The sequence below is a fragment of the Enterobacter sp. JBIWA003 genome, assembly GCF_019968825.1.
Taxonomy (GTDB): domain Bacteria; phylum Pseudomonadota; class Gammaproteobacteria; order Enterobacterales; family Enterobacteriaceae; genus Enterobacter; species Enterobacter quasiroggenkampii.
On the sequence record NZ_CP074170.1, the window covers coordinates 117,946 to 143,859 of the forward strand.

Annotated in this window: 18 protein-coding genes and 1 pseudogene; all 19 read left to right on the forward strand. The window is 52.9% G+C overall.

The window, feature by feature from the left end; translation table 11 throughout:
- The 19 genes and pseudogenes from KGP25_RS00655 to KGP25_RS00745 all read left to right on the forward strand — a co-directional run bounded on the left by KGP25_RS00655 (nt 1) and on the right by KGP25_RS00745 (nt 25,851).
- Nucleotides 1-2,328: a hypothetical protein gene (locus KGP25_RS00655; protein WP_223539801.1), complete on the forward strand. Its 2,328-nt coding sequence runs from the start codon at nt 1-3 to the stop codon at nt 2,326-2,328.
- Nucleotides 2,329-2,352: 24 nt separating this feature from the next.
- Complete coding sequence (locus tag KGP25_RS00660; RefSeq protein WP_223539802.1) at nt 2,353-3,102, forward strand: hypothetical protein; 750 nt, start codon at nt 2,353-2,355, stop codon at nt 3,100-3,102.
- Nucleotides 3,103-3,154: 52 nt separating this feature from the next.
- Nucleotides 3,155-3,958, forward strand: a complete 804-nt coding sequence (locus KGP25_RS00665; protein ID WP_223539803.1) for a lysozyme inhibitor LprI family protein — start codon at nt 3,155-3,157, stop codon at nt 3,956-3,958.
- Nucleotides 3,951-4,727, forward strand: a complete 777-nt coding sequence (locus tag KGP25_RS00670) for a lysozyme inhibitor LprI family protein (protein WP_223539804.1) — start codon at nt 3,951-3,953, stop codon at nt 4,725-4,727. The genes KGP25_RS00665 and KGP25_RS00670 overlap by 8 nt, the downstream gene beginning before the upstream one ends.
- A 59-nt stretch (nt 4,728-4,786) precedes the next feature.
- The gene (locus KGP25_RS00675) at nt 4,787-5,044 is read left to right on the forward strand and encodes a PAAR domain-containing protein (RefSeq protein ID WP_072000524.1); all 258 of its coding nucleotides are present in this window, start codon (nt 4,787-4,789) and stop codon (nt 5,042-5,044) included.
- A 2-nt stretch (nt 5,045-5,046) separates the two neighbouring features.
- Nucleotides 5,047-6,207 carry a hypothetical protein gene (locus tag KGP25_RS00680; protein WP_223539805.1) on the forward strand — a complete coding sequence of 387 codons (1,161 nt, stop codon included), beginning with the start codon at nt 5,047-5,049 and terminating at the stop codon, nt 6,205-6,207.
- A gap of 26 nt (nt 6,208-6,233) precedes the next feature.
- Nucleotides 6,234-9,605 carry an ImcF-related family protein gene (locus tag KGP25_RS00685; RefSeq protein ID WP_223539806.1) on the forward strand — a complete coding sequence of 1,124 codons (3,372 nt, stop codon included), beginning with the start codon at nt 6,234-6,236 and terminating at the stop codon, nt 9,603-9,605.
- Complete coding sequence (gene tssA / locus KGP25_RS00690) at nt 9,606-11,225, forward strand: type VI secretion system protein TssA (RefSeq protein ID WP_223539807.1); 1,620 nt, start codon at nt 9,606-9,608, stop codon at nt 11,223-11,225.
- 76 nt (nt 11,226-11,301) lie between these two features.
- Nucleotides 11,302-13,071 carry a type VI secretion system baseplate subunit TssF gene (tssF, locus tag KGP25_RS00695; protein WP_223539808.1) on the forward strand — a complete coding sequence of 590 codons (1,770 nt, stop codon included), beginning with the start codon at nt 11,302-11,304 and terminating at the stop codon, nt 13,069-13,071.
- Complete coding sequence (gene tssG / locus KGP25_RS00700) at nt 13,035-14,114, forward strand: type VI secretion system baseplate subunit TssG (protein ID WP_223539809.1); 1,080 nt, start codon at nt 13,035-13,037, stop codon at nt 14,112-14,114. Before tssF ends, tssG begins: the two co-directional genes overlap by 37 nt.
- A gap of 76 nt (nt 14,115-14,190) precedes the next feature.
- Entirely contained in the window at nt 14,191-14,718 is a 528-nt protein-coding gene (gene tssJ / locus KGP25_RS00705; RefSeq protein ID WP_125310757.1) for a type VI secretion system lipoprotein TssJ, read from the forward strand.
- Nucleotides 14,719-14,722: 4 nt separating this feature from the next.
- Nucleotides 14,723-17,254, forward strand: coding sequence for a type VI secretion system Vgr family protein (gene vgrG / locus KGP25_RS00710; protein ID WP_223539810.1), 2,532 nt, complete (start codon nt 14,723-14,725; stop codon nt 17,252-17,254).
- Complete coding sequence (locus KGP25_RS00715; protein WP_223539811.1) at nt 17,254-18,543, forward strand: VRR-NUC domain-containing protein; 1,290 nt, start codon at nt 17,254-17,256, stop codon at nt 18,541-18,543. The genes vgrG and KGP25_RS00715 overlap by 1 nt, the downstream gene beginning before the upstream one ends.
- Nucleotides 18,544-18,552: 9 nt before the next feature.
- Nucleotides 18,553-19,782 carry a DUF3396 domain-containing protein gene (locus KGP25_RS00720; protein WP_223539812.1) on the forward strand — a complete coding sequence of 410 codons (1,230 nt, stop codon included), beginning with the start codon at nt 18,553-18,555 and terminating at the stop codon, nt 19,780-19,782.
- A 2-nt stretch (nt 19,783-19,784) separates the two neighbouring features.
- Nucleotides 19,785-20,234, forward strand: a complete 450-nt coding sequence (gene tssE / locus KGP25_RS00725; protein WP_223539813.1) for a type VI secretion system baseplate subunit TssE — start codon at nt 19,785-19,787, stop codon at nt 20,232-20,234.
- Nucleotides 20,235-20,248: 14 nt separating this feature from the next.
- Nucleotides 20,249-20,719 carry a hypothetical protein gene (locus KGP25_RS00730; RefSeq protein WP_223539814.1) on the forward strand — a complete coding sequence of 157 codons (471 nt, stop codon included), beginning with the start codon at nt 20,249-20,251 and terminating at the stop codon, nt 20,717-20,719.
- Between the two features lie 605 nt (nt 20,720-21,324).
- Nucleotides 21,325-22,571 (forward strand): annotated as a pseudogene (locus KGP25_RS00735) (GIY-YIG nuclease family protein).
- Nucleotides 22,572-22,618: 47 nt separating this feature from the next.
- Nucleotides 22,619-23,998: a VasL domain-containing protein gene (locus KGP25_RS00740; protein WP_223539815.1), complete on the forward strand. Its 1,380-nt coding sequence runs from the start codon at nt 22,619-22,621 to the stop codon at nt 23,996-23,998.
- A 47-nt stretch (nt 23,999-24,045) separates the two neighbouring features.
- The gene (locus tag KGP25_RS00745; protein WP_223539816.1) at nt 24,046-25,851 is read left to right on the forward strand and encodes an AAA family ATPase; all 1,806 of its coding nucleotides are present in this window, start codon (nt 24,046-24,048) and stop codon (nt 25,849-25,851) included.
- Nucleotides 25,852-25,914: the final 63 nt, after the last annotated feature.

The window sequence follows — 25,914 nt, forward strand, 5'->3', positions numbered from 1 at the left end:
ATGAAAATCTGTTTTCCTGCCCGAAAAGCGAATGGCGAGCAGTACGCCACCCTGGATGACATGATGCAGCCGCTCTGTCAGGAGCCACACGGCTCCTGGCTGGCCGGAACAAATAACATGTGGCACGGCGGGATCCACATTACCCGTAAGAGCGCCCCGGGCTCAGTCCTGACAAAGGAGACGGCAGAGACGGCGGTGCCACTTCAGTTTATGGCGGGCGGCGAAGTGGTGGCCTGGCGCATTAATCAGGACTATCTGACCGGTAAATACATCAATAACCCGCTGCAGTATTCCGGTACGTTTGTGCTGGTTAAATCGACCTGTACCCCCGATCCCGAAAAAAAGGACAACAGCCTCGATTTTTACTCGCTGTATATCGGGCTTGCTCCGCTGTCTGCCTTTCCGGAGCACAAGCTGTATCAGGTTACTGACAAGGGGGACGGGCTGAGTCAGCGCGAATACACCGGCAAAGAAAAAGACGGAGATAAGGCGCCGGTTGCGAAGGATAAGCTGAAAACGGGCGACAGCGTCATTGTGCTGCGTGAGCTCACCTTCGACCTGAAGGGACAGACACAGACGTTCGGGCTTGCCCGGATGCTCAACAGCAAATCCGAAATGACCGGCGGGGCGTTCTGGGTGTCGCTTGACCCGCAATATATGACACCTGCCGGTAAACAGCGGGCACACCTGCCAGCCTGGATGCAGCAGGCTGTAGCGCAGGGCACATTTGATACCGTCGTTAAACCGGCAACCAGAATGGAAGTTGCAGCTGGTGATGCCGTGGGTTACCTCGCGGAAGACATTGCCCCCTGCGACTTACACGGTGTGGAGAAAAGTGCGTTCACACACATTGAAGTAATCAGCACCGACAGCCGGATGGTCGATTTTCTGCGCAATAAGGCACAGGTGAAGAGCGGCCCGAAATTTGTTCATATCCACCCGGAGAGTTCTGTCTATGCCCGTTCCGGGGATACCTTCACCAAAACTGAAGGTAAGGTGAAGAAAGATATTCACAAAATTATGCCGCAGGAAAAATGCCATCCGTTCACTGACAGCAGCGGCAAGCGCTGGTTTGATATCGGGGACGGGGCCTGGGTAAGCGAAGACGATGTCGATGCGGATATCGGCCAGTACGACCTGGACAAACTGGGCTTTAAAGCATTTGAAGAGCCGTCCACATCCGATATGACGAAATCCCTGCGTGAGGGGTGGATCAAAGACGGGTTCACCAGAATGGCGGAGTGGGTACGCCCTGAACGCGGTATCCGGGAAAAACAGGTCTCTGACTACTACAAAGCCCTCCTGCAGAAAATGGACAGTGACAACAGTGGTGACCTTTCCGGCGAAGAACTGCGTCATGCGGTGAATTACGCGGAACTGGATGTCAGGGATATCGCGGCACGAATGGTGGTCAGACACGACAGTGAGTGGTTTGGTGGCAGCAGCCATCACCGCTGGAAAACGTTTTTAAAGCAGATGGACCCGCTGTGCATCAGCTATGTCAGAAAGTGGTTTGATGACATGGAATGGATGAGCAAGGTGGAGGGATTCAGCAGTGGTAAGTCTGTCTGGCATATGCATCCGGTGATTTTTTTGAACGCCATTGCAGATAAACGTACTATTCATATAACAGTGGATATGCTTTATAAAGTGTTCAATGGCTTAAAATCACCTACGAAGTCCTCATTCCTTCAGGAAATTGCGGATGAGATTAATACTCATGCAAGTGAATATAAATTGGATACCATTTTGAGAGTTAACCACTTTTTTGCTCAGTTAAGAGAGGAGATGGGCAGTGCTGCAAGTCCTGTTGAGGGTCTTAATTACAGCGAAGAGGGGTTGAAGGCTAATTTTAGTTATTTTAGAACTCATCCTGTAGAAGCAAAGGAATACTCATATACTAAAGTTAATGGAAAAATCACGAAACATGCAAATGAGATTGCTATTGCTGATAGAGTTTATGCTAACAGATTAGGGAATGGAAATGTTTCGTCAGGTGATGGAAGTACATACCGAGGTAGAGGTGGTATTCATCTAACAGGAAAAGTAAATTACCAAGGGTTTTCCGATTATTATAAAAAGAACTGGGACACCGATGTTGATTTTATAAACAATCCATCAATACTTGAGAAAGGGACCTATTGCGTACGCTCTGCTGTTTACTTCTGGCTCCGTGAAAAACTTTATGAACTTGCTGATCAGGGTGATACGGGAGCAGTAGTAGATAAAATCACGGCAAAAGTGAATCTTCATACAACTAGCTATGAAAAACGACGTGGACATTTTGAAAAAATCAAATCAACTAACGTCTTTGCTGATGCGTTTTAATTTATTCAAAATCGAGGTGGAACGATGACTAAAATTAAAGTTGCTTTTTGTTTTTGTACACTATTCCTGAGTGCTTCAATTCAAGCTGCATACATGCCATATGTCGTAAGAAATTATGAAGGTTATATCGGGAAATATCCCGTGCATTTGTCTCTTCAGTTTTATGACTTTGGGGGAAAGGTAAATGTAGAGGGGAGTTACTATTACGATAACCACAGGTCACCCATTCCTCTATATGGCGTAAATGAATCAAGTTCAATTGTATTATGTGAGGCTGTCAGCGATGAAAGTTTCGAAAAATATATTGTTCAAGGAGAGGGGGTTGACGTTTCAAAATGCCCTTTCAATCTAACACGGAGCCCAACTGGTTTTCTTGGTGAGTGGCATAATGAACGGTCAGCTTTAAAAGTAGATTTAAAGGAGACGGTTCAAGTTAGTGATGGTGCTATAAATGGAAGTGCTAAGACATTGGATATTCCATTTTGGGGGCAGACTAAACAACATGGTTTCATTGGTCTTTATGAAGCGAGTGCGGATGGTATTGTAATTAACAAAGTAAATGTTATTGATAAGAAAAGTGGTAAGTTAATACAGGTCATCAACCCGCAGATGAATGGTTGTGAATTTGGTTCGTATATGACATCTATCTTTCAAAATATAGAAAGCGATGGCTCTCAAATTCGATTGAATTGTTACAGTACTGGGCCTGACGTGAGTGTTAATTATAAACTCAATACGCAGACCTCACGTTACGATGTTGTTACTGAACGATAAAAGTAAGTCGTCAATTTTTAATGGTAATGGCAATTTTTTATAGAGGCTGTAGATGCTAAGAAAAATGGCATGTGTATTCTTTCTGTTATTCTTTTCTGGACATTCCTTTGCGAAAGGCTTTGATTGCAATTCACAAGAAGTTTTTAATGCGTTAACAAAGTTTATTAGAGAGAATGCATTGCATATTGGTAATGGTGTTAACAGAGATATCATTAAGAAATTTCCTATTAATTATGAAGGTTTTCCTAATGTTCCGCAGAAGATAGGGTTTAATTGTGCATTTCGTATAAAAATTACCGCTGATGAGGGTTTATTGAAATTTATAAAGGCATATTCCCATGAATATGATCAGGCCACCATTCGTGTTTATGAACAAAGTACAATGTATTCGCTTATTCAAGATATGGGGGATAATTATGTTCTAATAAATTCTTTTTACGCTAATTTTATTGTCACAGATGACCATAAAGATGTCATTGTTGATATGCAGACATCTCGTTTAGATAACGTTATAAATGCTCTTGCATGGTTTGAGATGAATGAAAAGCGCCTGACTGATGGATTGCCAGAACTACGTTATGAAAATGCAAAGAGTAAGTATGATTACCTTAATGGAGAATTAAATCTTCAATGGGGAAATCTCTCTTCTAATGTGAGGCAAAAGATGAAAAAGGATGCCTTAAAATGGATCGCCTTTAAGAACAAACAATGTGGTGATATGAAACTTGTTCAGTCTGATACTCTTTCGTTACAGGAAAAAACAAAGATATATGATTGTCACTCAAGTTCGACTGAGCAACGGTTGGATGAACTCGGTTTTACGTATTATAATAAATGGGATAGAATAAGTGGCTAAATACACTCTCGGCTTGTTTGTTTTATTCGTATTTTGTACACGAGTGCATTCAGAAGAGTTGTCATGTGGTTCACACTTACTGAAAAATGCCCTCTCAGATAAAATTTACTCCGAGATTGATTCTCTTAATTCTGGATCTATAAATGACAAAAGTATCCATCAAGTGCCAGTTAAAATTGATAAATATACAACTCAGTTCAAAAGGGCGAACGGTTTAAGGTGTCTGGCCAGCGTTGAAGTCGGTATCGATGACAATGTCTCCAAAAACCTTGGTAGCGATGACCTTCACTATTATAAAGAAGCGGCAATACTCGCTGGGCAATACTTCCCTGATTACTATCATACTGTTCTTGCTGACGGATTAATTACTCAGAAAATCTACTATGATATTGAATATAAAAATGATAAGAGTTTTAATGTCGATATTTTTGAGCCAAATATGGTATCTGCAACTATTTTTGGTGTTGCTTGGTTTAAAGTAAACTCCGATGATATAACAAAGAAGATTAAAGAAAGAAAGTATCGGTACGTATCTAATGAGTATAAAACTGCTGATAAGGAATTGAACGCCGTTTGGAATGGTTTTTCCGTCGCGATTAGGAAGCAATTAATGCATGACGCTAAATTGTGGGTATCTGATAAGAACAAAATCTGTGGTAAGGTTGAGGGACTCGAAAAAAGTGAAGTTTCTCTCAGTGAAAAAATATCAATTTATGAATGTCAAACAAAAATGACATTGCAACGAATTGATGTTTTGTCATCAGATTGATGTTGGTGATCATCGTAATTGTGTTACTACTAACAGCAATTATTAACTAAAGGATGAATATGCAAGGAATAATCCGGTTAGGCGATAAAACCACACACGGTGGTGCCGTATTGTCCTGCTCAACGACCATGCTTTTTGGTGATATTGGTGTGGCCCGTAAAGGTGATCGAGTTTCCTGCCCTGAGCATGGTGATACCACTATTGTCGAAGGTAACCCAAATTATCGCGATCGCGGTGTTCCTGTGGCCTTCCATGGCCACAAGTGTGGCTGTGGCTGCACGCTTATCAGCTCACTGCCCAATGCTCTGGTGGGGTAAACGTGCCGGTTGAACTTGAGCGTATTCCCGCGCAGGAAAAACTGCCGCCCCGTCCGCGTTTTAAACGCTGGCTCCTCCTGGGCATTGTGATGTTGTTGGTAGGGGTTGCGACCACATTCCTGTTCTGGAAGGGCGAGCGCTCAGGTGCCGCTTTCTGGGGGCTGGCAACAGGATTGCCTGTCGTGTTGTGGGGCCTGCTGGTTGTCGGACGCTATCTGGGATATGCCCTTCTTTGCGGGCGCTGCGACCAGAAAAATGCCACGACTGCCGCACGCTACCGTGCAGACGTTGCGCGCGGACAGCGCTTTGCCTGGCTTATCGGCGAAGTACTGATTAACGGGCTGGGGTCTGCCAGCCCGATGACACACGAGGCTGTGTTAGCTAAAAAGCCCCTGATGATGCCCTGTGAGCCCGTTAATGGTGGCAATCCGGTTCGTCACCGGGCGCTGTCGGTCGCCGGGGAAATGGCTGACCGGGAAGCGCACTATTTTCAGGAGGTCATCGCCCACGTCCAGAATCTGGTGTCGTTGCTCCCGTCAACGCTGACCTGCTATCTGGCGGTGGATACCGGTGAACAGTTTTCGACACTGCCATCGCTCCTGCAAAAAAGCATGTGCCATCCGCTGGTACGCATTCGCGACCTGACGGGGCTGGAAATCCTGGACTACTGGCTGGACTGCCATTATGACCATGCAGCCGCGTTACTGCTGGTCAGCGCTCAGCTTTACGAACACCCGCCAGAGGACAGTGGCGAGGCCATTTCCATGTTACTGCTTACCAACTGCCGCCTGAAGGACATTCCGGATGTGTCGGTCAGGATTCACCGGCCGCAGATCTGTCGCGATGGCAATCTCGATCGGGCATTTGAACGCGTCATGATGTGGTCAGGGCTGGAAAAAACTGCACTGAAGCAGGCCTGGACCAGCGGCGGCCAGATGGCCTCCGGCGATATCTTCAGCAAGGCCCGGGAGGCACATGCCCCGGGGCTTAAAGCCGATAAAATTACCCATATTGATACGGTTGTCGGATTTTCGGGCGTTGCCGCTCCCTGGCAGGCGTTACAGCTGGCAGCCCGTCAGTGTTTGAGCGACAGCGAAGCCCAGCTAATTGTCACCGAACTTTCAGAAGACAACCGACAACTCTGTATTGTCACCCCGGAATAACTCTCAAGGGATTGCTCTCCTCCGTTATGAAAATCGCATCCACTTTTCTGCTTGCGCTGCTTCTGGGCGCACTGTCTGTCTGCCTCATTGGCGGCGCACTCTTGTTATGGCCGGAGTGGGTTAAGGACACCTTCAATATAGGGCCATTCAGTACGACCGGCATAGTGATAATCAGCCTGCTGCTGATGCTGGCAGCATTGATTATCGGCTGGGTGCTTGAAACCGTATTCGCTAAGAACGGTGAGAAACAGGGAAAGCTGGATGTGGTCGCCGCCGGACAGCAGGCTGCTGCATCCCAGCCTGAAGCAAAGCATACCGATGCGGACACCTCCCGGTTTGTGGCTGAGGCGCTGGTCGATCATCTGCGCCTGCGCTACCGTCGTCGCTGGAAAGCCAAAGTTCGCCTGTTGCTGGTACAGGGTACCGACAGTGATATCGAAAAGGTGGTGCCGGGTCTTAAGGGCGATCGCTGGCAGGAAAGTGACGGTATTGTGCTTATTTACGGCGGTCTTGCGGAAAGCGTGCCGGATGATGAGTTCCTGTCCGTGCTGAAAGCAGTGCGACCACAGCGTCCGCTGGATGGCGTGGTGCAGGTGATGAACGCGGCTGCACTGCCCGATACGGCAAAACAGGATACCCTGGTGCGCGTGCGTCAGAAAACCGATACTCAGCTGGGCTGGCAACTGCCGGTCTGGCTGTGGCTTGTCCGGGAAGGCTACTGGGACCAGGACGGAGTGGGTGTACCTCCAGCCGGCGCGCTGTTTGGTCCAGGTGCGACAACGGAAGAGGTCCGTTCGACATTGACCTCACTCTCGTCGGACCTGCAAATCCCAGGCGTGTCGGCGCTGCTGGAGAACTCTCAGCACCACTGGCTGTTGAGCCTGTCGAAAGCCCTGCGCGGCTCGTTGCGACGCTCCCTGATCCCGCTGCTGACCAAGCTGATGTCAGGGCCAGCCCCATACCGTCTGCGTGGTGTGATGTTCAGTCCGGCATTGCCAGGGACCAAAACGGTGCCGCATGTGCGCCTTTCACCACCGGTCTGGCAGGCGCTCGAAAACGACAGCCTGCAGGTGCATGCCCGTAAAATCGGTTTCCACTGGCAAAAGGTGCTGCGCCTGGTGCTGCTCGGTCTGGTACTGCTCTGGGGGGCGGGTACGCTACTGTCCCTGTCCGTCAACCGCACCCAAATCTGGCTGGCTCAGGATACGGCCCGGATTGCTGCTGACACTAAACAGCCTCTGCCGGAGCGCCTGCGTAACCAGTTAGCACTGCAGCAGACCATTGCCCGCCTGCAGAACCGCGAAGTGCACGGTGCGCCGTGGTACACCCGCTTTGGCCTGAACCAGGACAGCGACACGCTGAAGATGCTCTGGCCATTATACGCCCGTAACAACCAGCAGCTGATGCGCGATGCGCTGGCTGACGAACTTCACCGCCAGCTTAACGCTTTTGTGCAGTTGCCACCGGCAAGCACCGCACGAACGTCAGCCACCCAGAAGACCTACGGCCTGCTTAAAGGCTACCTGATGCTGGCCCGTCCAGACAAAGCGGATGCGGAGTGGCTGGCGGGAAATATGCTGAAGGCCTGGCCGCACCGCAGCGGCGTGCCGGACAGCGTGTGGCAGACCCAGGCGCCGAAGCTGCTCGGCTTCTGGGCGCAGAACCTGCCGGCACACCCGGAGTGGAAAATTACCCCTGACCGCGAACTGGTGGGTACGGTGCGCCAGATTTTGCTCAAACAAATTGGGCAGCGTAACGCCGAATCTGGTTTGTACCAGGAGATGCTCGGGCGCATTGCCCGAAACTGGCCGGATTTAACCCTGGCGGATATGACCGGCGACACGGACGCGTCAACCCTGTTTTCTTCTGAAGAAGTGGTGCCGGGGATGTTTACACGTCAGGCGTGGGAAGAGCAGGTTGAAGATGCGATTGATGAAGTGGTGAAGACCCGCCGCGATGAAATCGACTGGGTGCTGACCGACAAAACCCATCAGCCGGGCAGTGATGTGTCACCGGAAGCGCTGAAACAGCGCCTGACTGAGCGTTACTTCACTGACTTTGGCAACGCCTGGCTCAACATGGCCAACAGCATTCAGTGGCACGAAGCGTCATCGCTTTCGGAGGCCATTGCGCAGCTGAACCTGCTGGCAGATGTGCGTCAGTCGCCTCTGGTGGCACTGATGAATACGCTTGCCTGGCAGGGACAGACCGGGACAAAAGGAGAGGCTCTGGCTGACACCCTGGTGGACTCGGCGAAAAAACTGGTGGGGCGTCAGAAGAGTGCAAAACAGTTTATTGAACAGGCGCAGGGGCCGAAAGGGCCGCTGGATGGCGTCTTTGGTCCGCTCACGGGGCTGATGGCCGGCAAGGACGGTACCGGCTCAAACGGTAACCTCAGCTTCCAGTCCTGGCTTGCCCGTGTAACCCAGGTGCGTCTCAAGCTGCAGCAGGTGACCAGCGCCCCTGATCCGCAGGCGATGGCGCAGATGCTGGCTCAGACCGTCTTCCAGGGAAAAGCCATCGATCTGACTGACGCCCGTGACTACGGCTCTCTGGTAGCGGCAAGTCTCGGGCAGGAGTGGAACGGTTTCGGGCAGGCGCTGTTTGTGCAGCCGCTCGACCTGGCCTGGCGTCAGGTGCTGGCTCCGGCGGCAGGCAGCCTCAATGCCCGCTGGCAGAGCACCATTGTTTCGCAGTGGAACACCGCCTTTGCCGGACGCTATCCGTTTAAGGCCACCGGCAGCGATGCCTCACTGCCACTGCTGGCCCAGTTCCTGCGCAGTGACTCCGGGCGTATCGCCGCGTTTATCAAAACCAACCTCGGCGGCATGCTGCATCAGGAAGGCAGTCACTGGGTGGTGGATCCGGCTGCCAGTCAGGGAATGAGCATCAGCCCGGCGTTTCTTGCCGCCATCAACAAGCTTGCCGATATCTCGGATATCGTCTTTGCCCAGGGCGATGCAGGGGTTCATTTCGAACTGATGGCCCGACCGTCACGCGATGTGGCCCGCACCCAGCTGACGATCGATGGTCAGAAACTGGATTACTTCAACCAGATGGAAAGCTGGCAGAGCTTCACCTGGCCGGGCAATACGTATTATCCCGGTGCGGATCTGAGCTGGCGCTCAGTCAATACAGAAATGCGCCTGTATGCCAGTAATCAGGGAAACTGGGGCTTTATCCGTCTGCTGGATAAGGCGCTTATCACCCCGCTCGACAGCAGCCGTACCCAACTGGTGTGGATCACGCCGGACGGCAATCCGCTGAAATTCATCATGCGCAGTGAGCTTAGCAACGGGCCACTGGCGCTGCTCGAACTGCAGGGCTTCAGTCTGCCACAGACTATTTTTTCCGTGGGCGCGACTGACGGCTCACTCACCCTTGCAGGAGACGAATAAATGGCGACTGCAGAAACGCTCCTGACCCTGTGTCTTCCGGATGCGGTCCAGCGTACCGCACTGCTCGCTAAGAGCCGGGAAAGCCTCTCTCTGTGGTCGCCGTGGCTGACACCACTCCCGACGGGTAATGGAGCCGGGGATGACCCGACCTATGAGGATGATTTCCAGCTGATGCGCGAGGAGATCAACAAGCTTTCCGGCACCGATACCGGGGTGCTTTGTCGCCTGGCGGAAAGCATTCTGACCCACCAGGCCCGTGATATCCGTGTCGTCACCTGGTATGTCTTTGCCCGTATGCAGCGTGAAGGCGATGCCGGGCTGACGGATGGCATCCTGCTGCTGGCAGCCATGCTGGAGCAGGCGGGGCAGCACTGCCACCCACAGCGCAGCACCGCAAGACTGGCCGCACTCGACTGGCTGAACAGTGAGAAAGTGCTCGATACATTCTCGCGCTGGCCGGACGTGACGCGTGAGGAGACAGCCAGAACAGCAGCCGCGCTGTGCTTGCTGGAAACGGCCCTGGAACAGCTGCCGGATGCGGAACGCCCTGACTTTGCCGGTTTGCTGCGCAGGCTGGAAACCCGCCTGGCTGGTAGCGGCGGACTGGATACACCGGTGGCTTCATCAGGACCGGACGGCTCAGGTGAAAGTACCCACAGCACACCGACGTCAGGCACTGCTGTACCGGAAACCGCGGCCGTTAAATCGGAAGTGGAGCTGGTTCGCCAGTTGCGCGTATTGTCTGGTTGGGTGGTGGAACAGCCACAGGGCTGGCTGGCGGCCCACCGGATGATGAAAGCCGCCCGCTGGGACCTGGTGACGCAACTGCCGGCGCTTGATGCAGCCGGCCGCACGCGCCTGCTGCCGCCAAAGGCTGACTACCGCGCCCAGCTTAAACGCCTGTACCTGCAGCAGAGCTGGACTGAACTGGTGGAGCAGGTGGACGTGATGTTCACCGAAGGCGGTAACCGCTTCTGGCTCGATTTACAGTGGTATCTGTGGCAGGGGCTGAGCCGTGCCGGAACCCCCTGGGACCAATGGGCAGACTATATTCTGAGCGACCTGAAGCTGTTGCTCAAACGCCTGCCGGGTCTGGAAACACTCGCATGGAATGACGGTACGCCACTTGCTGATGAGGTGACGCTGAGCTGGATCGCCGAAAAGGTCAACGATGACATGCCCGGCTTCAGTGACGAGCCGGCAGTGGCCACTGCGGCACAGGCGGAAGATATTCTGGCACTGGAAACGGAGGCGATGGCGAAGGGCGACACTGAGGGCCCGGAGGCTGCGCTGAGCTGGCTGCAGAGTCGCCCGGACATGGCCTCACCCCGCAGCCGCTGGCTGCTCCGCTTGTTGATGGCAAAGGTTGCTGAGCAGTACGGGCGTAATGAACTCGCGCTCCATTTGCTGGGGGAACTTACCGACAGCGCCCCACAGCTGACACTCAGCGAGTGGGAACCAGGGCTGTTGTTTGACGTTCAGGCCCGCCGACTTCGTCTGCTGCGCATGAAAGCCGGGCGCAGCGAGAGCGACAAGGTGCGCTTCGCCCCTGAAATGGACGCGCTGCTGGCCGGGCTTATTGCTCTCGACCCGGCGCGTGCGATGGTGCTGTGTGGGTAGGTTCTGCATTTACGTGACATTGTACCGATGCCGTCTCTTTTCTTTTTGTTGATTTCTACACTCAGGAAGTCCGTCCATGGATGATTTAACCCTGCGCTACTATGAAGCTGAAATGCGCTACCTGCGTGAAGCAGGTAAAGAGTTTGCCCGTGCTCATCCAGACCGCGCGGCTATGCTCAACCTGGATAAAAGTGGGGCCCGTGACCCGTATGTAGAGCGCCTGTTCGAGGGTTTCGCCTTCCTGATGGGACGCCTGCGTGAAAAGCTTGATGATGACCTGCCGGAACTGACAGAAGGGCTGGTGAGCCTGCTGTGGCCGCATTACATGAGGACTATCCCGTCACTCTCCGTGGTGGCGTTCACGCCGGACTGGCGTCAGCTGCGTAAGATGGAAATGCTGGAAAACGGCTTCTCCGTGCTGTCGCGCCCTGTTGGACCCGATAACACAGTGTGCCAGTACCGCACCACCCGCGAAGTGCCCCTGCAGCCGTTGCATCTGAATGAGGCCCGCCTGCAGACCGAGCCGGACGGTCGTGCCGCCATCAGGCTGCGCTTTGAGTGTCCGGATAAGGTGGACTGGTCGAAAGCCGGGATTGATAAGGTGGCCATATACCTCGATGCCGACAGCCCGGTGGCCTCGGCCCTGCATCTGGCGCTGACACGCCGGGTGCAGGCGATGTATGTCCGCCACAGTGAGACCCGTACCGAGAGGGTACGTTTTGACGGCTGGTGTAAACCCATGGGCTTTGATGATACCGACCGGCTGTGGCCAAAAGGTGACTCAGCGTTCAGTGGCTACCAGCTGCTGCTGGAGTATTTCAGCTTCCGCGAGAAGTTTATGTTCGTGGAGCTTAGGGGGCTGGAGCTTGCCGGGCTGAGTCAGAAAACCACCTGGTTTGAGACCGATATCGTGCTCGACGGCGGCTGGCCGTCAGACATGCCGTTTGAGACCGACAACTTCCGCCTGCACTGTGCGCCGGTCATCAACCTGTTCTCACTGGAAGCGGACCCGCTGACGCCTGACCCGCTGCAGAACGAATACCTGCTGCGGCCGATGCGCGTGCAGGACGGTCATACGGAAATCTACAGCGTGGACTCCATCCACGGTGCGGTGAAAAACGGCAAACATCCGTACGTACCGTTCACCAGTTTCCGCCACCGCGGTGGCATGATGCGCCATGACGCGCCGGAGCGTTACTTCCACACCCGCGTGAAGCGCGGCCCCTCGGGGCTGTATGACACCTGGCTTATCCTCGGCGGCCGCTCGTTCGAGATGGAACAACTGTCGCAGGCTCCGGAGTCGCTCTCCATCCGTATCACCGGGACCAACGGTCAGTTGCCACGTCGCTCGCTGGAAAGCACGCTGCTTGACCGGGTGGTGAAAGCGGGCAAGGTACCGGTCAGGGTCCTGAACCTGAAGGTGCCGACTTTGCCACTTTATCCACCGGCAAACGATCGTTTCCACTGGCGGGTGATGAGCCACCTGGGTTCAAGCTTCTTAAGCATGATGGATAACCCGGAAGTGCTGCGCGGTACCCTGGCACTCTATGACTGGACAGATGATGAGATGAACCGCCGTCGCCTGGAGGCGATTGTGGCGGTGAAGCACACGCTTATTCGTCGCTTTGAAAAGGGCTTTATGCTGCGCGGGGTGGACATTGAAATCACCCTTAATGCCGATAACTTTGCCGGGGAGGGCGACGTCACGCTGTTTGGCGAGATGCTGCATCGCTTCTTTGCCCTTTATGCCGATGTCCACCTTTTTAATCAGCTCACGCTGGTCCTGCAACCGACAGGGAAACGACTGCGATGGAAAGAGAATCACAGCCAGCACGTTCCGGGCTGACAGAAGCGCTTCGCGACGACATCTGGCGGGTTAATTTCTACCGCTTCTGTCAGTTGCTGGAGCAGGAGAACCCGGACGCGCCGAAACTGGGCAGTACCGAGAAACTGTCCGCCGACCCGGTACGTTTTCGTCCGTGGCCGGGAATGGGCTTCCCGGTCAGCGAACTGAAGGCGGTTGAAACCGATGAGGACCACCCGGACCTGTCGCCGACGGTGCGGACCACTTTCCTCGGAATGTACGGGGTGGACTCCCCGCTACCGACGGCGTACCTCGATGATATTGCGCAGCGCCGGGAGGGGTATGAAGCCACCACAGCGTTTCTCGATATCTTCAGCCACCGTATTCACACCCAGTACTATCGTATCTGGCGCAAATACGCTTACCCGGCCACCTTCGAAGACGGCGGCGTGGATGACACATCTCAGTGCCTGCTGGGACTGGTCGGTCTTGGCATCCCGGGTACGGCGGAGCAGATTGCCACGCCGGTCTCCCGCTTCCTGGCGCTGCTTGGCACCATGCGGTTGCCAACCCGAAACGCCGAAGGCATCCGCCAGCTGGTGAGCCTGCTGGCCCCGGACACCCTGAGCACGGTTATCAGCCCGGACCCGGTGAAAGTCCCCGTGGAGAGCCGCAGTGGACTCGGCAAAGCCAACCGCGTGTCGCTGTCACAGCGGGCCACGCTCGGCAGGACCGGGAAAGAAGCCTGCAGCCGTATCCTCCTGATGCTGGCGACTGACAATCCGCAGGAGGCGCAGGGCTGGTTGCCCGGCGGTCAGCTGCACACTGACCTGATGGTACTGCTGCGGGTATATATGGGTTACCGATCCGATGTGCGTCTTCGCCTCACGGTGCCGGTAAGCTGTCTGCCTGAACCCCGTTTAGGTAAGACAAACCGGGTACAGCTGGGGCGCACCGGTGTGCTGGGTCTGAAACGGGGCAAACCCGCGACCCGCACGCACCTTACCGTGAGCCTGGGCACCTGTGAAGGACTGACCTGCGAGACTCTGCAGCCGGCAGAGTCCGGTGGCTACCGTTTCGACTGATATTCCGGAACGCAATACCCAGGACCAGACACATTCAACACGCCCCTGTTTCTGAACGCTGAAAAGGACTCCTCGAATGACTTTCGCTTCCCTGTCGCGCAGTGCTGCGCTAATGCTGCTCTGTTCCCTGTTGACCGCATGTGGCCTGACTCAGGCCGTGTCGGACGGCACTGTCAGCGCAACCAGAGCCATTTTCTACAAAAAAATAAAGGTGCTGCGCCTGGACTTTGAGCCGCGTGCGGCCATCAACGCAGATGAAAGCCAGGCGCCGCTTGCCACCATGGTGCAGGTCTACCAGCTGAAGGACCGCCAGAAGGTGGATGCCGCCGACTACCAGAAACTGCTGCGCGATGCGGACTCCACTCTGAAAGAAGACATCGTCGCCAGCAAGTCTCTGCTGGTGATGCCCAAAGGCAGCGTGACGCTCAATATGCCGATGAACGAAGAGGCGAAATTTGTGGCGGTGGTGGGGCTGTTTAATCGGCCGGATATCAAAAACAACACCTGGAAGCTGGTACTGAGCCGCGACGACCTCGACCCTGACAAGCCGCGCACCATCCAGCTCAACAGCACCGGGCTGACCCTGGTTCCGGTGAAGGAGTAAACCCATGGACACCACCCTCGATAACTGGCTGGCGCTGTTTGACGGGCAGACCCGCTACCGCCTCGAGATAAGCGACAGTATCCTGAAGCCGGATGTGCTGAACTTCCACGGGCGGGAAGCGCTGAATACGCCGTTCAAATGGCGCATTGAGTTCACCACACCTCAGAAAGGTATTACCCGCGAGGATGCGATGCTGAAGTACGCCACCCTCAGCATGCTCTCAGGCCGGGTTGTGCAGGGCATTATCACCGGTTTTGAGGTCCTCAAAGAGGCCGTGGACCAGACGCATTTCGCTGTGACGCTTTCCTCGCGCCTGGCGCTGCTTGCCCATACCCGCCGCTGCGCGGTCTGGCAGAATGTTTCGGTACCGGAACTGGTGGCGCAGGTCCTGCGCAGCCACGGGCTGGAAGGAGCGGATTTTGAATTCCGGCTGGAACGGACTTACCCGGTCCGCGAACTGATAACCCAGTGGCGTGAGACCGACCTGCAGTTTATTCAGCGAATACTGGCCGAAGACGGCATCTGGTTCCGCTCCGGGGTCAACACCACCACTGGTCTTGATACGGTGACCTTCGCCGACAGCCAGTTGCAGTATCAGTTTGATGTACGCCTGCCGTATCGTGAGCCTTCTGCCCTCCATGACGGCGCAGCCGAAGCGGTGTGGGATGCCAGAGTTTGGCACCACACGGTGACAGGCAGTGTGGCCACCCGGGACTACAACTACCGCACGGCCGGTACGCCGATGGATGCAAAGGTCAGCGTCAGAAACGAGGTGGCAACTATCGGCGAACATTACCGCTACGCGGCCCCGTACCGCGAAGCGGGCGATGACACCACCTCTGAGCCGGAAACCGAAAGCGGGGCGTTTTATGCTCGTATCCATCACGAACGTGAACTGAACAGGGCCATTCGCCTGCACCTGTTCAGTAACGCCAGTCATCTGACGCCCGGGATGGTGCTGGAGACCGGCGACAGTGGCGTGCCGGAGCTGAAAGAAGGGATGGTGATTACACTCACCACCTTCCGCGCGGCCCGGGACACCCGTCTGCACGTTTCCGTGTGGGGCATGCCCTACAGCGAGCAATTCTGCTTCAGACCCGAGCCTGTACCACGTCCGCTGATTGCCGGGACCCTGACGGCCCGCGTGGAGAGTGACGAGAAGAACGCACCGTATGCCCATCTCGATGAAACGGGGCGTTACCGGGTGAAGCTGGACTTCAGCCGTGAAGACGCAGAGCCCGGTTATAACTACCTGTGGATACGCCAGGCCAAACCGTACGCCGGGGAAACGTACGGCTGGCACACGCCGCTGACTGACGGCACCGAAGTGGGGATTGCCTTTGATGGCGGCGACCCGGACCGCCCGTATATCGCCCATGCGTTCCATGATTCTGAACATCCGGACGTGGTCACCCGCGATAACCGCAGCCAGAACATCCTGCGCACTGCGGGCCAGAACGAACTGCGGATGGAAGACCAGCGCCAAAGCGAGCATATTGCACTGAAAACGCCGTTTGGAGCCACGGCCCTTAACCAGGGCCATATCGTTGATGCACAGAACGAGCCGCGGGGCACCGGCTTTGAGCTGCGCACCGATGAGTTCGGAGTCATCCGTGTGGCGAAGGGGTTGCTGGTCACCGCTGATGGCAAAGTGCACGGCGAAGGCGATGTGCTGGATATGGACGTGGCTCTCAGAGAGATTGAGACCGTCCGGACGCAAATCGAGGGACTGGCCACAGCCACCCGCCAGGCGAAAGCCCTCGAAGCTGATATCGCCAGCCAGCAGGCAATGTTCGCCGCACGGCTGAAAACCCTCAATGAGATGATCCACTTTTCAGCACCCGAGGGGATGGCTTTTACCAGCGCAGAGCATCTGCAGCTGGTGGCCACTGACAATATTGCCCTGAATGCCGGTGGTGATATCAGTATCGGGACCCAGGGGCATATCACCGGACTGGCGGGCGATAGCGTGGGAATGTTTGCTCAACACGGCAAGCTGAGCCTGATTTCGGCTCAGGGGCCGGTACAGTTTCAGGCGCAGCACGGCGTGATGCACCTGAGCGCCGAGCAGAAACTGACCCTTATCTCTGCCAGAGAGATGCTGCTGGCCGGGAAGAAGCGAATACGTCTGGTGGGCGGCGGGAGCTCCATCCTCATCGAGCAGGGGCAAATCAAGTACGAGACTGCAGGTACCTATACCCGCAAGGCCAGCCGGCTGGACACGGAAGGGGGAAGCAGCCGGCCACTTGTTTTCCCTGAGATGGGCATTTCACATGCTTATTCTGCTGTTTACCAGTTGCAGGATGAGCAGGGCAGGCTCCTTGCAGGAAGGCCCTATCACCTGAAGACCCCTTCCGGACAGGAAGCAAGCGGATTCAGTGATGCAGAGGGCCGGACCGTAGCGATATATACCCGTGAGCAGGAAGCTGTAGACCTTCATGTCGTATCGGACAAGCCGCAGCCGGAAGAATCCATGTGGTTTATCGGTGATGGAGACCAACAGCAACTGACAACCGAATACAGGGAGGATGTGTAATGGAACTGCCCGATTTACCCGATACCCCGGGCGTTGACATTCCCACCGGGACCAATAATCAGCCGTGGGACTGTACGACAACCGGCGTTGAGATGGTGGAGAAACAGTCGCGTTTGCCGACGAGCGATAACCGGCAATACCTGCACATCAAGGTGGAGTACGCGATGCGTTTTCCACGGTTGTCTGCAGAAATCCGTCGCAACGGCAAAAGCTATCAAATGAGCCTGAAGCAACTGATGCTCAGTGGACTTATTCGCGTGGATGAGATCAAACGCGATTACCGGTGGTGGTATAAAGCCGAAGTCCCGTTTGATATGCGCACCACTCCGCCACGTCCGTTTCTCAGCAGCGCGTTACTGGGCGAAGGCGCTGGCAGGCGGCACACCACCAATCCTTTCCCGGTGCCGGGCAAGGGAATTTACCGCCGTCCGGATGTCATTATTGTCAAAAATATGAATGACCGCTGGCCGGGGCTTGTGGGGGCGGATACGGAAGGCCAGATGCACGCTGATAATCTGGAGCGACTGGTGGAGGTGAAGTTTCCAGGCGACAGGTTGGAGCAGGAGCAATACAGAGACTATATGAAAATTGTTGGGGGATTTGGTAACGAGGAGCGCATGACCATTCTTGAGATCCACGACTGTCGGCCAGAAGAGCAGCAGTGGAGCGATCAGGTGGTCAATGTCACGATGAAAGCCTGGAAGACCAGCGGGGCGAAATACTGGCCACTGTTCCTGTACCCACCCATTTTCACACCACGTCCACCTGCCACCCCAGTGCCGGCGAAAATTGAGCCATGGACGTATGCAGGGAAGGCTGTGGGTGACCTCAGTGAAGGAGCAATCAACAATATAGCAGCTGGCTGGCATGCGCTGTCAGAAGAGATGCAGCAAAAGCTCGGCCAGGCTGCGGGCTGGCTAAACGACAGCGGAGAATGGGTATACTCCCAAGGGCATCAGGCATGGCGCTGGGTCAGTCAGACGGGACGCGCAGCGGCTTCATGGACGGATGAACAGCTTCGGACTGCATGGCTGAAAATCCAGCAAGCCACCGATATGACGCTGGATATGCTGAAACAGGTCGACTGGGTACAGGTACTGACGGATGTGGCTGTGACGGTTGGCGTGGTACTTGTCGCAGTCGGTGTGGGGGGGGTGGTGGTGACGTTAGGTGTCCCGGAAGCCCTGCTGGCCGCGTTTTTACTGATTATTCGTCTGGCAATTACTGCCTGGGAAGCGCTGGCTGCGGTTCTGGGAGCGGGAACCGTCGGTGCGCTGGCAACCCAATAAGGAATAAGAATGGAACTGAATGACTTGGATCTGCATTATATCGAGAAGTGGCTGCCGGAAGCGTCCGTGAAGTACAAGGATGGCAGCCAGGCGGTAAACCTTGGGCTGATAATTACCGTATTTTTTAAAGAGGGTCATACGCCAGAAGTCCGCCGTAAGATGGTGGAGTGTGTTGATCGCTTTTACACCGAATTTAAATCGAACCTGAAAAAGACAGTGTCTGGTAGCAAATGGGTTGGGATCACGGAAAATAACTATCAGAAAAAATGGCAACAACTCTTAGACTTAACTGAAGAAGAAACCGCTTCATGGTACATGGGGAGTGCGGAGAAGGACTACGAAGCGCCGGACTACAGTATCCTGGTGATGAATACACGAATTTTCCATAATGATAATGATCGTTCTGTCATCAAGTTAACTTTTCCTTTCTCTCTGCTGAAAGAGCCTGATGGGAAAAAACATTATCAGGCCTGGCTAATGTGGTTGTGTGAATCATTTGCCGTTGAGAGTGGTTATGCCGGCCTGTCGTTTGTGCTGCCTTACGAATTTCACAGGATGTTCCCTTACGAATACAAACTTGCACAGCGCTTTCCGGGCGTGATGGTGGATTCTATCGGCACACTTGAAGGATCCGGGGCTGCAATCAGCCTGAAAGGGGCTTGTTGGTACACTATTCTGGGCAATCCCTGGCTGGAAAAACTTGGCGGTGAAGAGAAACTGGCTCATCGACTGAAGAACACACCAGAGATTGAACTGCTGCCGTATGATGGAGGCCTTATTCTCAAGGCTGGAGCGCTACCGCCTGGTCTGGGTGAGACGCAAACTGAAGAATTACCGCCCTTACTGGTGAAAGTAAATCAGATAATTAAGCCTGTCCGATTTAACGGTTCACGCTCTCTGCATTTCTACTCTGAACATGAAAACTTCCAGTTTGATAAAGAATCCACAATGAAGTGGTACAGACGTTTCGATAAAGCCAGTGCTGAACTGGAAAAAGAGGATGGAGGTCAGTCCTGGGAGCCGGTCAGGATCACAAGCTGGAGTGGTGAAAAATCCCCGTTTGACGGTCGATGGGCCACCATTGTTAACGGGACAACGCAGTACGCCCAAACTCGCGCCGAGGAGATTATGCCGGAGTTTGAAGATAAGCATGGACAGAAGCACCGTGCCCGTTGGTCACTGCTGGAAAGGGATGATGGCGGCAGCGTGTTTGCCATAACTCCGGATGAGAGGGGTTGAGCATGCCGCGCAATTCGCCCTCATTATGCGAGATGCTTTACGGTAATTTTGTTGGCGATCTCGATCTCCAGCATATCAGTGAAGAAAATCAGGTCATCCTGTCGGTGCTGGATAATATGCAGCGGATCCTTAACTGCCGTGCAGGCACACTGGCGCATTTGCCGGACTACGGTCTGCCGGATATGACCACAATTCTACAGGGGCTTCCCGGCACCGCACATAAGCTGATGTCGACGCTGTCTGCGGTCTTGCTGAAATATGAGCCGCGCCTGAAGTCTATTGAGGTGCTACTGCTTGATCAGGAAATTCCTGGTGAGCTCCGCTACGCCATTGATGCAGAACTTAGCGGTATTGGTCTGGTGCGCTATGGCACTGAGTTTATGCCGGAGGGGCGAGTAATGTTACGCCATCTTAAGCAACAGCAGTATATCGATACTGCAACCCGTCTGTAAGGCCAAAGGGCATCATGTCAGTAAAATCACAGTTTCTCGATAAATTGCAGACCAGACAGTCTGCTCCGGCTTCATCTGTCAGTAAGAGTCAGGCCGATATAGCTGAGTTTTGCCTGCGAATGACGCAACTTAAGGAGCAGATGGACGTGTGGCTGGAAGGTACCGGACTAAGCGTGGAGGCGTACAGTACATCCGTTACGGATCTGCTGGTGGAGAACGGGACTTTTGAGATTACCGCCCTCGTTCTGCGTATAGACGACCGGTCTGTAAAATTTGTGCCGGCGTTCCTTTATGGTCAGGGTGTGACCGGGTGCGTGGAGGCGACCTTCCATGATGGGAGGTATACGACTTCACTGGGGCGATTATTTATGCGGTCAGGCCGGGTTAACAACTGGACCTTTACTCCGTCTGCTGCTTTATGCCCCTCCGGGCAGGGTTTTGATGAGAGCACATTTTTTGGTCTGATTCTGGCGCTCCTTCCATAGCGGAACCGGAATGAGCAATAGTTATATATTTTTTTGCCTTTCAGCTATTGCATAATTACCTGGCGAAACAGTTAATGGCTGACGGAGAAAAGAGCCACAAAATAGCGAAATAAATTACGGATATGGAAATGAGAAAATTAATCTTTCTACTGGTCTCAGGAATTCTTTTTACGGCACAGGCTGATGCTGCGCGTGGAAGGCAGCCCTGCTCAGGTTCAAAAGGCGGTATAGCGCACTGCACATCGGATGGACGCTTTGTCTGTAATGACGGGAGTTTAAGTCAGTCGAAACGATTCTGTTCCTGGTATGGTTCCTCAGCAACCAGCAATCCGGTAAAACCGCCCACTTCCACCAGCAAAGCTAAGGCGAAAAAAGTGACAACTGCGAAAAAGCAGGAACCGCAACGTGTTGCAGAAAACGACGAACCGGTCAGTACCCAACCCCGACCGCCCACATGCGCGCCCCTCTATATGGCCAGTAAGCCCGGATACACCCATTTACCGATTTGCTCAGGGAATCAGTATTAATTTGATATGGAAAAGATTTTATTTCCATTATTCAGATTAAATCGTCAGGATAAAAATAAGAAAGGAAAGAAATAAAATATGGCACGAAGAAAAAAAGATGACAATGCTGCGGGAATTATTCTGGTTATTATTGGCGTCATTGCCTTGGGTGTTTATGTCGCGGTAAGAGCATTAATCAATATTAATGAGCGATTGATTGAATCTGTGTCTAATCCGGTCGGAATAATCGGTCTGTTTTTAGGTTTACTGATAGCCGGTGCGTTGATAATACGAATTTTCATTTACCGGGGTTTCCGGAAGAAAACAACAGAACTCGAACAGGCCATGTCGGACCTGGCTCAGAAAGAGAAAGCCTTTGACGAAACGGTTCGTACTGAAGTGGCTCGCGGTCTGTATCAGGAAAAGAAACAGCTTTCCGGTCAGTGGGATGACTTTCGCAATGCCAGAAATAAAGCCTCCCGGGCACTGCAGCGTATTGTGGACTCCGCGTATAAATTCAAAGTCAAAACCCTGCTTTCCGGCACCACGGTGAATAACTGGCAAAGCAAGTACGACCTGCTCAGAAAAGAGAGAGAGACGCTTACGCGGCCATCAGCGAGAAAATCACCTTTCTGGAGCTGGAAGATAATGCCGACTGGGAAGGCGTAAAACAGCAGTTTCTGGACAAGGTCGCCCTGCTGGAAAAAGCGCAGGAAGAAAAAGAATATCAGGCTGAGCTCAAGCGTCAGATGCGGGAAGAGAAACAGCGTCAGGATGAGCTGGAGCAACAGCAGCGCGAAGCGGAAGAGGAGGAACAACGCCTTGCTGAGCAGCAGCGTTTACTGGAAGAAGCTCTGCTCGCCGCTGAAGGTACGCACCGGGAAGAGCTGGAAAGACAGCGTCTGGAGCTGGAGCAGAAAATCCAGGACGTGCATCAGCAGTATGAACGCGCCAAATCCATGGCCCAGCTCACGAAGCAGGGACACGTATATGTGATTTCGAATATTGGTTCCTTCGGTGAAAACGTCTTCAAAATCGGTATGACCCGACGGCTGGAGCCTATGGAGCGCGTGAAAGAACTGAGCGGGGCAGCCGTGCCGTTTGATTTTGACGTCCACGACATGATTTCCTGCGATGATGCCCCCGCACTTGAAAAGACACTTCACGACCATCTGGAAAGCTACCGTATCAACAGGGTTAACCTGCGTAAGGAATTTTTCCGGGTCGAGCTCAGCAGAATTATCGATGAGGTGGAGCGTCATCACGGCCAGGTTGAATATATCGCCGACCCGGTGGCGCTACAGTATCTGCAGAGTCTCGAATATGCAGAAAGTGAAGCCGCATAAGCCTTAATCATCCTTATTCCCGTACACGTCAGAATGGACAACTGGTCATGAATGACATTACCCAACGTAAGATTAAAACCGGCGGTGACCCGCGCTCGCTATCTGATTATGCCGCCTTGCGTGATGAGCTGAGTAAGCTGACGCATCCGGCTCGCCCGGATGTGAACTGGCGTTATGCGGAAAAACTATGTCTCTCACTGTTCGAGCAGAACGGTGTGGAACTGCAAACAGCAGCCTGGTATACGCTTGCGCGTACGCAACTGGCCGGTTTATTCGGGCTCAATGAAGGGCTGACGATACTCGAGGCCCTGATAAGCCATCAGTGGGGGGCGCTGTGGCCGCAGCCAGTCCATGCCCGCATGGAAATCCTCAGCAGTCTGAGTCAGCGTCTGCAGCAACGGTTGCGCTCGCTGCCGCTGAATTACAGCGACCTCAGCCAGTTGTACCGGGCGGAGCAACTGCTTACAGGTCTGGGAGAGGTACTGCAGCGTCTGGAGCTTAAACATCTGAGTCAGCTTGATACGTTGCGTACCCTGATGCACAACAGTGCTGTCCGGCTGGAAAACAGCGATGGCATAACCAGTACCGGCTCAAGCATTCAGCCTGGTATCGTGTTGCCTGCCACCGTGATGAATGCTGCGACAGCATCCACGAGAGAATTTGCTGGTGGTCCGGATGAAGATACGCCAGCGAGTGCAGTGAAGTGGGTTTACGTTGCGCAACCGGAACCGCAGCCGAATGTGGAAGTACTGTCGACAATGCCTGCTCCGGTTAAAAAGTGGAAATCCTTCGCTGCCGGCATGTGTACCATGCTGGTGATAAGCATAGTCTCTGTGTGGAGCTGGCATTTTCTTCATCGGCCAGACCTTCTACAGACTCAGCTTGCTGCTTCACTGGCTCCGTTCCCTGCACCTCTCACGCCTGAACAGCTGGATATATTGCGTCAGCAGACTCCGTTACCGAAGGATCTTATCGCACAGACACAGCAGCAGCTTGCCCGGCTGGATAAGTTGCCTCCTGACTGGGATATTGCATACAGCAGAAAACTCATCGAACAGGTCCAGGTATTGTGGCCGGAGCAGGCAAAGCCCCTGGTACAACAGTGGCAGCAACAGATTAATGTCTCAGTTCTTCCTGTCGATAAAACGAACGGCTGGCATGAAGGTATGACCCAGCTTCAGGCTCTTGCCGATAAACTGAATGCACTTGATGGTCAGAAGGGAAAATACATTACCGTCAGTGAACTTAAATCGCAGGTCTTTGGCATGCTGACAAGCTTCCGGCAGACCGTGCCGGTGGAAGAACAGCTTCGGCAGTTGAAGCTGCTCCCTGAAGACTCTCCGCAGCATCAGCAGCAGATTCAGCAGGTTGAGCAGCACCTCCGGGCTCAAGTCTATATGCTGGCGCAGGAAAAACATCGTGACTGATGTAAATCATTGAGCGGTTAACAGGAATCTCATTAAGGGAGTATTTTATGAAGTTATACAGTCTTAAAGTAAATGGGTTTAAACGTATCCAGTCCGCAGAAATAAAGTTCGGTGATGCCACATTTTTGATTGGTGCCAATAATGCAGGTAAAAGTTCTGTTCTGAAAGCCGTTGAATGGTTGCTTTCGGATAAAAAGAAGATGGATATTGACTGTTTCTATTGTGAGCTTGATGATTCACGAGAGAATAAAATAGCAACTGAGTCGATTATACTTGAGGCTGAATTCAGGAATGTGCCGGAAGAGGCATTACAATGGAGAGGTTTTAAGGGAAGAATATTTGATTATGATGTTGGAGATAGTGGTGAAACAGGAAAGTCACTTATTTACAGAAAAACATATGAACCCGGGAGTGATGCTGTTATTGAACTGAAGTCTCTTTCAAGACAACTTAATCCACGTTTTGAAACTGCTGTCAGAGCATCTGATCTGATTGAAGCTGGCGCTGATGTTGAACTTATCTCAGAGTATTTTCCAGATCAAGCAAAAAAATTGAATGCGGCTGATAAAGAAAAATTAAAACTCATTGATGAACTTTGGGACATCTCTGATGATGATGAGGTCTGGGATAAAAATCCGGGTGGAATTGCAGGGGTTGTACTGTCCCGATTGCCTGCCTTTTTATTAATACCAGCAGAGTCAGCTTCTCATGAAATTGAAACAAAAACGGGTGCCTTACAGAAAACGCTGAATGAGTTATTCAAAGATGTGCGTGGTAATTCTGAAAATTACAGAAAGGCTCAGGAATCCCTGAATGCACTTGCGAAAGAACTAGATCCTGCAGATGAAACTTCAGAATTTGGCATGATGATGGGTGAGCTTAACGGTGTCTTAAGCGGAGTTTTCCCTGAGTCAAAGATATATGCTACGGCTGATTTATCTGATCCTGACAATGTTCTTCTCCCTTCCTTCTCGGTTGAAATGTCGAGTAACATCAGAACATGCGTGTCAAATCAGGGGACCGGAATGATTCGGGCTGCTGTATTTGGATTGCTGAGATTTCGGCAGCAATGGTTGAGAAAAAAAGGTAAGGATGATGCTGCAACCAGAAGTCTCATTATTGGGTTTGAAGAACCAGAAATATACTTACACCCCAGTGCAGCAAACCAGATGAGGGATTTGATTTATGAACTGTCAGATGGCCAGTCGCAAATAATAGCGACAACACATTCACCTTATTTGATTGACCTGTCAAGGAAGCCCCGGCAAGTACTTAACCGATTCCATTATGATAATTCGCATACAACTGTCTACCCACTATCAGTAACAGAAAAATTTCAAGCCCTGCAGGATAATGATAAAGATCAGATAAAAATGCTGATTAAGCTGGATGATCATGTATCGAGGATCTTTTTTACCCGAAAGGTTGTTGTTGTCGAAGGCGATACAGAGGAAGTTATTATCAAGGAAGCTATCCGCAGAATGCCGCAAGTGATGCGAAATAAGTTACTTGCATCAACAGAACTTGTTAAGGCGCGTGGTAAGGCTGCAATTATCGGCCTGGTGAAGTATCTTAGTGCGCTGGATGTCGATTTTTTTGTTATCCATGATCGTGATGGTGGCACTCCTGGAGCTGAGGTTTTCAATGCTCCAATTGCTGCTGCTGTTGGGGACGCCAGTAAAGTTATCATGCTGGAAGAGTGCGTTGAGGATCTGCTGGGGTATGCTGCTCCAGGCAGTGAAAAACCATTTAAGGCGTTTCAGGAAGCGCAGCGCTGGGGGGATCACTGGAATGATGTTCCTGAGCCATTAAGGAGAATACTAACCAGAGCTTTTTCACCGTTTATTCATTGAGTAGACTGGATGCAAAAAAGAGAAAATACCTGGTAAGTAGGGAAGTTAATACGAATGTTTGGC